Annotated in this window: 5 protein-coding genes and 1 tRNA gene; 5 read left to right on the forward strand and 1 reads right to left on the reverse strand. The window is 68.9% G+C overall.

Translation table 11 applies throughout. The features are described from left to right. The first annotated feature begins 181 nt into the window (after positions 1-181). The gene (locus ABZT17_RS19835) at positions 182-844 is read left to right on the forward strand and encodes a DegT/DnrJ/EryC1/StrS family aminotransferase (RefSeq protein ID WP_356350703.1); all 663 of its coding nucleotides are present in this window, start codon (positions 182-184) and stop codon (positions 842-844) included. A gap of 77 nt (positions 845-921) precedes the next feature. Further along, positions 922-994: transfer RNA gene (locus ABZT17_RS19840), tRNA-Thr, on the forward strand. Between the two features lie 49 nt (positions 995-1,043). Here ABZT17_RS19840 and ABZT17_RS19845 read toward each other — a convergent pair. Further along, a complete protein-coding gene (locus ABZT17_RS19845; RefSeq protein ID WP_356350609.1) occupies positions 1,044-3,797 on the reverse strand; it encodes a SpoIIE family protein phosphatase in 2,754 nt (917 codons plus the stop codon). A 376-nt stretch (positions 3,798-4,173) separates the two neighbouring features. Between ABZT17_RS19845 and ABZT17_RS19850 the strand changes: the two genes are divergently transcribed. The 3 genes from ABZT17_RS19850 (at position 4,174) to ABZT17_RS19860 (ending at position 13,409) form a co-directional block, all read left to right on the forward strand. Further along, positions 4,174-9,645, forward strand: a complete 5,472-nt coding sequence (locus ABZT17_RS19850; protein ID WP_356350610.1) for a HAMP domain-containing protein — start codon at positions 4,174-4,176, stop codon at positions 9,643-9,645. Between the two features lie 244 nt (positions 9,646-9,889). Then, positions 9,890-10,573 (forward strand): response regulator, encoded by a 684-nt coding sequence (locus ABZT17_RS19855; RefSeq protein ID WP_356350612.1) that lies wholly within the window; start codon positions 9,890-9,892, stop codon positions 10,571-10,573. Positions 10,574-10,697: 124 nt separating this feature from the next. After that, positions 10,698-13,409: a DNA translocase FtsK gene (locus ABZT17_RS19860; RefSeq protein WP_356350613.1), complete on the forward strand. Its 2,712-nt coding sequence runs from the start codon at positions 10,698-10,700 to the stop codon at positions 13,407-13,409. Positions 13,410-13,465 lie beyond the last annotated feature (56 nt).

The following is a 13,465-nucleotide window of genomic DNA, read 5'->3' on the forward strand; positions in this document are numbered from 1 at the left end:
AGCTAAGCCTTACAGCGCCGATGGTACTGCAGGGGGGACCCTGTGGGAGAGTAGGACGCCGCCGAACAATTATTCAAAGGGTTGGACCCTGAACTTCCGTTCAGGGTCCAACCCTTTTTTGTTCTGCGTCACTTGAAGTTCACGTTGCGCAACAACCATCCGCGGTATGGGTACTGCTGCAATGCTCAGGGCCGCCGGCGTCGGACTCGGTGACGAGGTCGTCGTACCGGCCTTCGGGAACGTCGAGCTCGCCGAGACTGTCGCCATGGCCGGCGCGCTGCCGGTCTTCGCCGACATAGATCCGGTGACGTACTGCCTCGACGCGGCCGCCGTGGACGCGGCCGTAACTCCGCGTACCGCGGCCGTTGTTGTCGTACACCGCTTCGGACGGCCCGCGGACATCGCTCGGTTGCACGCCGTCGGGCAGCGGCACGGGCTTCTGGTGCTGGAGCAGGGTGAGTCCGAGGCGCCGTACGACGAGATCGCTCAGCGGCGGGAGCGGGCGGCCTATCTGGACGCCAAGTTGCGGGGTGTGCGCACGCCTGACGGCGGCGACGGGCACACCTATCAGCAGTACGTCGTGCGGGTGCCGGGGAATGGGCGGCCCGATCGCGATGCCTTCGCACGGGCCGTGCGGGCCCGGGGAGTTGAGTGCCGGGTGCCGGTGAAGACGCCCGTGCACCGGCTGCCGGAGTTCCGTCGGTGTGTGGCGTTGCCGGAGACCGAGCGGGCTGCCGACGAGACCCTCGCACTGCCTGTGGACGCCGCGTTGACGAAGCGGGACATGCAGCGGATTGTAGGTGCCTGCAACGCACTGGGTGGGCTGCTGCAGCCGGCCTTCTGAGCGCGGTTGGGAACACGCGTGTGTTCGGGGTATGATCTATTCCGTTGCCGCGGGGGGAAACCCCGAAAAGGCAACAGGCCCCCTTAGCTCAGTCGGCAGAGCGTCTCCATGGTAAGGAGAAGGTCAACGGTTCGATTCCGTTAGGGGGCTCTGACAACAATTAAGAACCCCGCCCATTCCGGGCGGGGTTCTTTTGCGTTCAGTCCTTGTGCAGGCCCGGCACTCGCATCGCCAGGATCGCCATGTCGTCCGACGGGGCGTCCGACGCGAAGCGTTCCACCGCGCGCATGATGCGGGCCGCCACCGCGCCGGCGGTCAGGCCGGTGCAAGTCGTCAGGACGTCGGTGAGGCCGTCGTCACCCAGCATGCGCGTGCCCTCGCGGCGCTCCGTGACGCCGTCGGTGACGCACAGGAGCACGTCGCCGGGGTCCAGGGTGACCGTCTCCTCGTAGAGCTCCAGGTCCTCCATGACACCGAGGAGCGGCTGGGGTTCGGCGGCCGGTTCGACCGTGCCGTCCTGGCGCAGACGGAGCGGGAGCGGGTGGCCGGCGCAGACCACCTTGAGTTCCGCGCTGCCGTCGTCCTGGGGGCGCATCTCGCCGTAGAGGAGAGTGAGGAAGCGGCTGCGGGCGCCCTCGTCGAGAATCGCCGAGTTCAGCCGCTCCAGGACCGCCGGGCCGCTGAGGCCCTCGCGGGCGAGGAGCCGTAGGGCATGCCGGGCCAGGCCGGTGACCGCCGCCGCGTTCGGGCCCGTACCGCAGACGTCTCCGATGGCGAAGCCGTAGGCGCCGTCGCTGATCGGGAAGAGGTCGTAGAAGTCGCCGCCGACCTCGTTGCCCTCGCCGGCCGCGCGGTAGATGACCTCGACCTCTACGCCGTCGATCTCGGGGAGCTCGGGCGGCAGGAGGCTGCGCTGGAGGGACTGGCTGATGGCCGTGCGCTCCGAGTACAGGCGGGCGTTGTCCAGGGCGAGGGCGGCCCTGCGGCTCAAGTCCTCGGCCAGTTCCAGGATTTCCTGGCGGAAGTGTTCGTCGGTGGGCTTGCCGAGCGTCAGCATGCCGATGACGCGGTTGCGGGCCACCAGGGGCAGGACGACCGTCTCGCCGCCCACGGCGGACGCTGTGGCGAGCGTGGGGCCGATACCGGAGGTGACCTGGTGGGTCGGGCCGCCGGCCAGTCCGAGGCTGCGCATGGAGCTGCGCAGGGCCGCCTGGTGGGCGACCTCACCGGGAGCCGACCAGACGCGGGCACCGGGGGTGGGGACCGGGTCCGGTGGGGGCACCTTCGAGAGCAACGACTTGATGCCGTCGATGAGTTCCTCGTCCTCGTGCAGGACGTACGACAGGTAAGGCTCGGAGGCCTGGTCGGCGATCGTGTAGACCGCGCACCAGGTGGCGAGGGTGGGGACCGTCATCTGGGCCATGAGGGCGAGGGTCTGGTCGCGGTCCAGGGTACCGGCCAGGAGGTCGGAGGCCTCGACCAGGAAGCTCAGCGAGCCTCGGCGCAGACGTTCCAGCTCGCCCAGGCGGGCGGACTCGACGGCCAACGCGATACGGTCCGCGGCGAACTGGAGGCGCAGGGCCTCCTCGTTCGAGTATCTGCCCGGGGATTCGGCGGCGACGCCCAGAGAGCCCGTGAGGCGGCCCTCCACCTTCAGGGGCACTGTGACGACCGAGCGCATGCCCGTGCCGCTCAGGAGCGGTACGGCGCCCGGGACCGCCGCCAGATCGTCGTGGACCGCCGGCATCCGGGCCGAGCCGTAGCGGCCGGGGCCCGCCTCGACGGGCACGCGCGCGAAGCGCTGACGGGCGGAGGGCAGGCCGGTGGAGGCGCGGACCTCCAGCTCGGTCTCGTCGTCGGTCGCGAGGAGCAGGAACGCGGAGTCGGCGTCGAGCATGTCGCGGGCGCGCTCGACCGTGCGCTGGAGGAGGCCGTCGAGGTCGTCCGGCGCGGGGGAGCCGATGAACACCTCGAACGGATCGGTGTTCTGGCCGTCGGAGGACGACGCCGGGTCGGAGGCCGGCACGCGCAGCGGGGTCTGCAGGACCGCCCGCTCGTGGTCCCGGACGAGGAGGCAGACCGTGGAGGGCTCGCCGCCTGTGTCGCGGACGCGGAGGTGGGAGGCGTAGACCGGTGTCACGCGGCCGTTGGCGGCCCTTATGCCGTAGCTGCCCTCCCAGCGGGAGAGCTGGAGTGCCTCCGCGATGCCGGTGCTGGTCCCGGGGGTGTGCGGCCAGGCGGCGAGATCGGTAAGAGGCTTTCCGATCACCTGTTCGGGCTGGTAGCCGAAGAGCTCCTCCGCGTCCTCGTTCCAGGACGAGATGGAGCCGGTGCGGTCGATCTGGACGACCGCGACGCGCACTCTGCCGTCGGCGAGCGGGAGGAGGTCGGCGGGAAGGGACGGGCCTGCCGCGCGGGTGCCCACGGAGCGCTGGGGGAGGTCGAGTTGGAACCAGACCTGCTTGTGGGTGGGCGTGTAGTCGACGCCCCAGCGGCCGGCCAGCGCCGCGCACAGCTGGAGTCCGCGGCCTCCCTCGCGGTCGGGGCTGCCCATGGTGGAGGGGTGGCCCTGGAGGGGGATCTCCCGCTCCGGGTAGCGGTCGGCGACCTCGATACGGACTCCGTCGTCGGTGCGCAGGCACAGGACGTCGGCGGATGTGCCCGCGTGCACCACGGCATTGGTCACCAGCTCGCTGGTGAGGACGACGGCGTCGTCGACGATGTCGGCGAAGCCCCAGCCCTGAAGGGTGTCACGGACGAAGGAGCGGGCAGTCGCTACCGATCGCCCGACGGGCTCGAAGCTGGCGGCCGCGCGCGCGGTGATCACAGAACTCCTCGGCCTGTTGTCGACGTGCAGGGCTCCGTGGCCGACCGGCTCGCCCCGCTGATGCGGCATGTGCGCGCCCGTCGGCCGGTCCGGGGGCTGTCCCCCGGGGATCAGTCCGGTGGTCATGTGTCCGGCCGCCCCTCCGATGCCGCTCGTTCTCGTGCCACCGCCCAGGCCGGACGGACCGGCGCGGCTGGACAGCCGCATGCAAGGTTACTTACCTTCGACGGCCGTGCGGATGCCGGTCTGCAGTGTTTCCGCCCAGAGGGTGTGCGGACGATGTGCGAAGCTGCCGAACTGTTATGGCCGGGTTCAGGCAGGGTGAAACACTGGGCAAGCTTCTTGTGAAGGTCCGGGCAGGCCGAGTGACTTCTGTATGCAGCGGGCAGCAGCCCGTGGTGCGGCCTGGTATATCCGGCAGAAACGCACAGCAGTTACCTGGTATGTCCGACGGTAGTACCAAAGCACAGCAGCAACGGTCGACCCCTGCGGGAGGGACACAGTGGAGTCTGGCGCAGCGACGCGGGGCACTAAGACGCGCGCGAAAGGCGGACCGTCCCTGGACAACCGGCGCAATGCGCGCGGCGGCACCACGGCGGTGGACACGGCTGCTCTGAACCGGCTGCTGGCGGCGCTCGTCTCGATGCGAGACGGAAACTTCCGCAAGCGGCTCACGGTGTCCGGGGACGGCGTGATGTCGGAGATCGCCGCGGTCTTCAACGAGGTGGCCGACCGCAATCTCCATCTCACGGGTGAGCTGTCGCGGGTGCGGCGCATGGTGGGACGCGAGGGCAAGCTCACGGAGCGTCTGGAGACGGGCGCCTACGAAGGTTCCTGGGTGGCTGCCATCGAGGCCTCCAACGCCCTCGTGGACGACCTGGTACGGCCCGTCTCCGAGGTCGGCCGGGTGCTCTCCGCGGTGGCCGAGGGTGATCTGTCGCCGCGTATGGAGCTGCGGACGCAGGCGCCGGACGGTACCGGGCATCCGCTGCGTGGGGAGTTCCTCAAGGTCGGGCGGACGGTGAACAACCTTGTCGATCAGCTGTCGACGTTCACCGACGAGGTCACGCGGGTGGCCAGCGAGGTGGGCACCGAGGGCAAGCTGGGCGGTCAGGCACGCGTGCGTGGCATGTCGGGTTCGTGGAAGGACCTCACGGACTCCGTCAACACGATGGCGTACCGGCTGACCGCGCAGGTGCGGGACATCGCGCTGGTGACGACGGCGGTGGCCAAGGGAGACCTGTCCCGCAAGGTCACCGTGCACGTGGCCGGCGAGATGCTGGAGCTGAAGGAAACCGTCAACACGATGGTGGACCAGCTCTCGTCCTTCTCGTCCGAGGTGACGCGAGTCGCCCGCGAGGTGGGTACCGAGGGCGAGCTCGGCGGTCAGGCACAGGTGCCGGGTGTGGCCGGCGTGTGGAAGGACCTCACCGACTCGGTGAACCTGATGGCCGGCAACCTGACGGCCCAGGTGCGCGGGATCTCCCAGGTCACCACCGCGGTCGCCAACGGCGATCTGTCGCAGAAGGTCACCGTCTCGGCACGCGGCGAGGTCGCGCAGCTCGCGGACACGATCAACCAGATGACCGAGACCCTGAGGATCTTCGCGGACGAGGTCACGCGCGTGGCCAACGAGGTCGGTGCCGCGGGACAGCTGGGCGGCCAGGCGAACGTGCCGGGCGCCGCCGGCACCTGGAAGGACCTGACGGACTCCGTCAACACGGTGTTCAGGAACCTGACCATTCAGGTGCGGGACATCGCGGCCGTGACGACGGCCGTGGCCAACGGTGACCTCTCGCAGAAGGTCACCGTCAACGTGGCCGGCGAGATGCTGGAGCTGAAGAACACCGTCAACGGCATGGTGGACCAGCTGCAGTCGTTCGGTTCCGAGGTCACGCGCGTGGCGCGCGAGGTCGGCGTCGAGGGTGAGCTGGGCGGTCAGGCGCAGGTGCCGGGCGCCGCCGGCACCTGGAAGGACCTGACGGACTCCGTCAACACCGCGTTCCGCAACCTCACGGGGCAGGTGCGCAACATCGCCCAGGTGACGACGGCGGTGGCCAACGGTGACCTCTCCCAGAAGGTCACCGTGGACGTCTCCGGCGAGATGCTCCAGCTGAAGAACACCGTGAACACGATGGTCGACCAGCTGTCGGCCTTCGCCGACCAGGTGACGCGGATGGCCCGGGACGTGGGTACCGAGGGCCGCCTGGGCGGGCAGGCGGACGTGCCGGGCGTCGCCGGTACCTGGAAGGAACTCACCGACTCCGTCAACGGAATGGCGGGGAACCTCACCGCCCAGGTCCGCAACATCGCCCAGGTGACCACCGCGGTCGCCCGGGGTGACCTGTCGCAGAAGATCGACGTCGACGCGCGCGGGGAGATCCTGGAGCTGAAGAACACCATCAACACGATGGTCGACCAGCTCTCCGGCTTCGCCGACCAGGTGACCCGGGTGGCCCGCGAGGTGGGTACCGAGGGCCGTCTGGGCGGCCAGGCGCAGGTGCCGGGCGTCGCCGGTGTGTGGCGGGACCTGACCGACTCCGTGAACGGGATGGCGGGAAACCTCACCGCCCAGGTGCGCAACATCGCCCAGGTCGCCACGGCGGTCGCCCGGGGTGACCTGTCGCAGAAGATCACCGTGGACGCGCGCGGGGAGATCCTGGAGCTGAAGAACACCCTGAACACGATGGTCGACCAGCTGTCGTCCTTCGCGGAGGAGGTCACCAGGGTCGCCCGTGAGGTGGGTACCGAGGGCCAGCTCGGTGGTCAGGCCGAGGTGCAGGGTGTCTCCGGCACCTGGAAGGACCTCACCCAGTCCGTGAACTTCATGGCGAACAACCTGACCATCCAGGTGCGCAACATCGCCGAGGTCACGACCGCGGTCGCCAAGGGCGACCTGTCCAAGAAGATCACCGTCGACGCGAAGGGCGAGATCCTCGAACTCGTCACGACCGTCAACACGATGGTCGACCAGCTGTCCAGCTTCGCCGAACAGGTGACCCGGGTGGCCCGCGAGGTGGGCACCGAGGGCATCCTGGGCGGCCAGGCGCACGTTCCGGGTGTCACGGGCATCTGGAAGGACCTCAGCGGCAACGTGAACCTGATGGCCAAGAACCTGACCATGCAGGTGCGCAACATCTCCCAGGTCGCGAACGCGGTCGCCAACGGCGACCTGACCCGGACGGTGACGATCGAGGCGCGCGGCGAGGTGGCGCAGCTCGCCGACACCTTCAACACCATGGTGAAGACGCTGAGTTCGTTCGCCGACCAGGTCACCAAGGTGGCCCGCGAAGTGGGCACGGACGGCATCCTGGGCGGCCAGGCGCATGTACCGGGCGTGGCGGGTACGTGGAAGGACCTCACCGAGTCGGTGAACCAGATGGCCTCCAACCTGACCGGTCAGGTGCGCAACATCGCCATGGTCACCACCGCCATCGCCAAGGGCGACCTGACCAAGAAGATCGACATCGACGCCCGTGGCGAGATCCTCGAGCTGAAGACGACGATCAACACGATGGTCGACCAGCTGTCGTCCTTCGCGGAGGAGGTCACCCGGGTCGCCCGCGAGGTGGGTACCGAGGGCCAGCTCGGCGGTCAGGCACGCGTGCGTGACGTCGACGGAACCTGGCGCGACCTCACCGAGTCCGTGAACGAAATGGCAGGAAACCTTACTCGCCAGGTGCGCGCCATCGCGCGCGTGGCGACCGCGGTGACCCGAGGCGACCTGAACCTGAAGATCGACGTCGACGCGTCCGGCGAGATCCAGGAGCTGCAGGACTACATCAACAAGATGATCGCCAACCTGCGCGACACCACGATCGCCAACAAGGAGCAGGACTGGCTCAAGGGCAACCTGGCCCGTATCTCGGCTCTGATGCAGGGGCGTCGCGACCTTCAGGACGTGGCCTCGCTGATCATGAGCGAGCTGACCCCGGTGGTCTCGGCGCAGCACGGCGCGTTCTTCGTGGCGATGACCCCTGTCGACGGCAAGGACCTCGGCGCCGAGGGCGAGGACTCGTACGAACTGCGCATGCTCGGGTCGTACGGCTACTCGATGGGCTCCATGCCGACGTCGTTCAGGCCCGGGGAGGCGCTGATCGGGACGGCCGCCGAGGAGAAGCGCACCATCCTGGTGGAGAACGCGCCCAGCGGCTATCTGAAGATCTCCTCCGGCCTCGGAGAGGCGCCGCCCGCGCAAGTGATCGTCCTCCCGGTGCTGTTCGAGGGCAAGGTGCTCGGCGTCATCGAACTGGCTTCCTTCACTCCCTTCACGCAGATCCAGAAGGACTTCCTCAACCAGATCGCCGAGATGATCGCGACCAGCGTCAACACCATCTCCGTCAACACCAAGACGGAGCAGCTGCTGAAGCAGTCGCAGGAGCTCACCGAGCAACTCCGGGAGCGCTCGGCCGAGTTGGAGAACAGGCAGAAGGCCCTCCAGGCGTCCAACGCCGAACTGGAGGAGAAGGCCGAGCTGCTGGCCCAGCAGAACCGCGACATCGAGGTCAAGAACACCGAGATCGAGGAGGCGCGGCAGGTCCTGGAGGAGCGCGCCGAGCAACTCGCGGTCTCGATGCGCTACAAGAGCGAGTTCCTCGCCAACATGTCGCACGAGCTGCGTACGCCGCTCAACTCGCTCCTGATCCTGGCCAAGCTGCTCGCCGACAACGCGGACGCCAACCTCACCCCCAAGCAGGTCGAGTTCGCCGAGACCATCCACGGCGCCGGTTCCGACCTGCTCCAGCTGATCAACGACATCCTCGACCTGTCGAAGGTCGAGGCGGGCAAGATGGACGTGTCCCCGACCCGTATCGCGCTCGTCCAGCTGGTGGACTACGTGGAGGCCACCTTCCGGCCGCTGACCGCGGAGAAGGGCCTGGACCTGTCCGTGCGGGTCTCCCCGGAGCTGCCGGCTACGCTGCACACCGACGAGCAGCGCCTCCTGCAGGTGCTGCGCAACCTGCTCTCCAACGCCGTGAAGTTCACCGACTCCGGCTCGGTCGAGCTGGTGATCAGGCCGGCCGGCGCGGATGTGCCGATGGCGATCAGGGAGCAGCTGCTGGAGACCGGTTCGCTCACCGATCCCGAGGGTGACCTGATCGCGTTCTCGGTGACCGACACCGGCATCGGGATCGCCGCCAGCAAGATGCGGGTGATCTTCGAGGCCTTCAAGCAGGCCGACGGCACGACCAGCCGCAAGTACGGTGGCACGGGCCTGGGGCTGTCGATCTCCCGGGAGATCGCCCAGCTGCTCGGCGGTGAGATCCATGCGCAGAGCGAGCCGGGACGCGGCTCGACGTTCACGCTGTATTTGCCGCTGCACCCCAGCGAACTGCCGCCGCAGGGCTACCAGCAGCCCGTGGCGTCCCTCGGGGCCAGCGACCTGGTCGCCGCCTCCGACCTGTCCCAGCTCTCCGGGGCGGAGATCGAGACACCGGCCGAGGTACGGTCGTACCAGCAGGCCCAGAACGGCGCCGCGGCGCTCTTCAGGCGCCGCCGCAGGCACGGACTCGACGCCGACCTGAGGGTGGGCACACCGGACCAGTGGGCGGCCGGCGAGCAGGTCGCGGCGCCCCCGGTGCACCGGGGCATCCGCTTCGGCGGGCAGAAGGTCCTGATCGTCGACGACGACATCCGCAACGTGTTCGCGCTGACCAGCGTCCTGGAGCAGCACGGGCTGTCCGTGCTGTACGCCGAGAACGGCCGTGAGGGCATCGAGGTCCTGGAGCAGCACGACGACGTGGCGGTCGTCCTGATGGACATCATGATGCCCGAGATGGACGGATATGCCACGACCACCGCGATCCGCCGGATGCCGCAGTTCGCGGGGCTGCCGATCATCGCGCTGACGGCGAAGGCGATGAAGGGCGACCGGGAGAAGGCGATCGAGTCGGGCGCCTCCGACTACGTGACCAAGCCGGTCGACCCCGATCACCTGTTGGCGGTGATGGAGCAGTGGATGCGGGGCGAGTGACGGGAATCATCGATGTTCACACGGAGTTGCTGACTCAGTGTCGTCGACGCCGTGTAGAAGTACGGGATACGGGGAACCTTCTGGTCTCCCGGTCCGTTTCTGCTACGTGCACAGTGACATCGCGGTGACAGGGTGTGGCGACAGGCGGGGTGCGGCTACGATGACCGGCACAAGGACGGGCGGCGAAAGGGAGTCGTCCCCAGGGGCGGCGCCCGGTGCACATCCGGGGCGAGGAGGGCGGGCCATGGTGCAGAAGGCCAAGATCCTCCTGGTCGATGACCGGCCGGAGAATCTGCTCGCGCTGGAGGCGATCCTCTCCGCGCTCGATCAGACACTGGTGCGGGCATCGTCCGGGGAGGAAGCGCTCAAAGCACTGCTCACGGACGACTTCGCGGTCATTCTGCTGGACGTCCAGATGCCGGGCATGGACGGTTTCGAGACCGCCGCCCACATCAAGCGGCGGGAGCGGACTCGGGACATCCCGATCATCTTCCTCACCGCGATCAACCACGGTCCGCACCACACCTTCCGTGGCTATGCGGCGGGCGCCGTCGACTACATCTCCAAGCCGTTCGATCCGTGGGTGCTGCGCGCCAAGGTCTCGGTGTTCGTCGAGCTGTACATGAAGAACTGCCAGCTGCGTGAGCAGGCGGCGCTGCTGCGGCTCCAGTTGGAGGGCGGCGGAGGCAAGGCCGCGGTCGGCGAGGCCAAGGAGCCCGCCAGTCTGCTGGCCGAGCTGTCGGCACGGCTCGCGGCGGTCGAGGAGCAGGCGGAGGCCCTCTCCAAGCAGCTCGACGACGAGTCGGCGGACGCGGCCGCGGTGGCCACGGCGGCCCATCTCGAACGCAAACTCACCGGTTTGCGGCGGGCGCTGGACGCCCTGGAGCCCGGCGCCGGAAGCACGTCGTCGGTGCCCTCGCAGAACTGACGTTCACCCGCGCTTCAGTTGCGGTTGAGGAAGCGTCAGTTCCGCGCCTCGTCCAGGGCGACACGAACGGGTGAAGCACCACGCACGCGTGTCCCCTGTCGTCTCCACCGGTAATCTCCCACCTATGGCCTCACGTCCCTCCGCTGCCAAGAAGCAGCCCGCGAAGAAGGCGGCGGCTCCGGCGAAGAAGGCCGCCGCGAAAAGGGCCCCGGCGAAGAAGGCGCCCGCCAAGAAGGCCGCGGCCAGGAAAGCCGCGCCGCCGCCCAGGCCCGCGCCCAACCCCACCGGGGGCATCTACAAGCTGGTGCGCGCGCTCTGGCTCGGCGTCGCGCACGCCGTCGGCGCCGTGTTCCGCGGCATAGGGAACGGCGCCAAGGGCCTCGACCCCGCACACCGCAAGGACGGCGTGGCACTTCTCCTCCTCGGTATCGCCCTGATCGTCGCCGCGGGCACCTGGGCCGATCTGCGCGGCCCCGTCGGTGACCTGGTGGAGATCCTGGTGACCGGCTCCTTCGGCCGCCTCGACCTGCTCGTGCCGATACTGCTCGCCGTCATCGCCGTGCGGTTCATCCGGCACCCCGAGAAGCCCGAGGCCAACGGCCGCATCGTGATCGGCCTGTCCGCGCTCGCCATCGGCGTGCTCGGCCAGGTCCACATCGCCTGCGGCGCGCCCGCCCGCAGCGACGGCATGCAGGCGATAAGGGACGCCGGCGGCCTCATCGGCTGGGCGGCTGCGACCCCGCTGACGTACACCATGGGCGACGTACTCGCCGTACCGCTGCTCGTGCTGCTGACGGTCTTCGGGCTGCTCGTGGTCACGGCGACCCCGGTGAACGCCATCCCGCAGCGGCTGCGGTTGCTCGGAGTGAAGCTGGGCGTAGTCCACGACCTCGCCGACGAGGACGAGTACACCGACGACGACGAGCGCTATGACGAGCAGTGGCGCGAGGCGCTGCCCGCCCGCGCGCGCAAGCGCGGCTCCGCCCCCGAGGCGTACGACCCCGACAGCGCGGAGCAGGAGGCCCTCTCCCGGCGTCGTGGCCGCCCCAGGCGCTCCGCTGTGCCCCAGCCGGACATGGAGCGCCGGATGGACGCCGTGGACGTCGCGGCGGCCGCCGCAGCGGCGCTCGACGGAGCGGTGCTGCACGGCATGCCGCCCTCGCCGATCGTCGCGGACCTCACCCAGGGTGTGACCGTGGGGGACCGCGAGGAGACGACGCCCACGCCCACCCCCGCGTCGACCCCCGTCCCGGCCGCGCGGCCCAAGCAGGAGAAGCTGAAGCCGGAGGTCCTGGACCTCACCAAGACGCCCCCCGAGGAGATCCGCGACCTCCCGCCGCGCGCCGAGCAGCTGCAGCTCTCCGGCGACATCACCTACTCGCTGCCCTCGCTCGACCTCCTGGAGCGCGGCGGCCCCGGCAAGGCGCGCAGCGCGGCCAACGACGCCGTGGTCGCCTCCCTGACGAACGTCTTCACCGAGTTCAAGGTCGACGCCGCCGTCACCGGCTTCACGCGCGGGCCGACGGTGACCCGCTACGAGGTCGAGCTGGGCCCCGCCGTGAAGGTCGAGCGGATCACCGCGCTCACCAAGAACATCGCGTACGCCGTCGCCAGTCCCGATGTGCGGATCATCAGCCCGATCCCCGGCAAGTCGGCGGTCGGCATCGAGATCCCGAACACGGACCGGGAGATGGTCAACGTCGGCGACGTGCTGCGTCTCGCGGACGCCGCCGAGGACGACCACCCCATGCTCGTCGCGCTCGGCAAGGACGTCGAGGGCGGCTATGTCATGGCGAACATGGCGAAGATGCCGCACATCCTCGTGGCCGGCGCCACCGGCTCGGGCAAGTCCTCGTGCATCAACTGCCTGATCACGTCGATCATGTGCCGTGCGACCCCCGAGGACGTCCGTATGGTCCTCGTCGACCCCAAGCGCGTCGAGCTCACCGCGTACGAGGGCATCCCGCACCTGATCACGCCGATCATCACCAACCCGAAGCGGGCGGCCGAGGCCCTCCAGTGGGTCGTACGGGAGATGGACCTGCGCTACGACGACCTCGCGGCGTTCGGCTACCGGCACATCGACGACTTCAACCAGGCGATCCGGGACGGCAAGCTGAAGACGCCGGAGGGCAGCGAGCGGGAGCTCAAGACCTATCCGTATCTGCTGGTGATCGTCGACGAGCTGGCCGACCTGATGATGGTCGCGCCGAGGGACGTCGAGGACTCGATCGTGCGCATCACCCAGCTCGCGCGCGCGGCCGGCATCCACCTGGTGCTCGCCACGCAGCGCCCCTCGGTCGACGTCGTCACCGGTCTGATCAAGGCGAACGTCCCCTCGCGGCTCGCCTTCGCCACCTCCTCGCTCGCCGACAGCCGGGTCATCCTGGACCAGCCCGGTGCCGAGAAGCTGATCGGCAAGGGTGACGGGCTGTATCTGCCCATGGGGCAGAACAAGCCCACCCGTATGCAGGGCGCCTTCGTCACCGAGGACGAGATCCACGCCGTCGTCCAGCACTGCAAGGACCAGATGGCGCCCGTCTTCCGGGACGACGTCACCGTGGGGACGAAGCAGAAGAAGGAGATCGACGAGGAGATCGGCGACGACCTCGACCTGCTGTGCCAGGCGGCCGAACTGGTGGTCTCCACGCAGTTCGGGTCGACCTCCATGCTCCAGCGCAAGCTCCGCGTGGGCTTCGCCAAGGCCGGACGTCTCATGGACCTCATGGAGTCCAGGAACATCGTCGGACCCAGCGAGGGGTCAAAGGCGCGTGACGTTCTTGTGAAGCCTGACGAACTGGACGGAGTGCTGTCGGTGATCCGCGGGGAGGCTTGAGGAGAGCCCCGAGCGGGTGCGCCACCGATGTTCGATCGTGACTCACCCGTAAGGGA

It is taken from the genome of Streptomyces sp. NPDC005648 (assembly GCF_040605395.1).
Classification (GTDB): domain Bacteria; phylum Actinomycetota; class Actinomycetes; order Streptomycetales; family Streptomycetaceae; genus Streptomyces.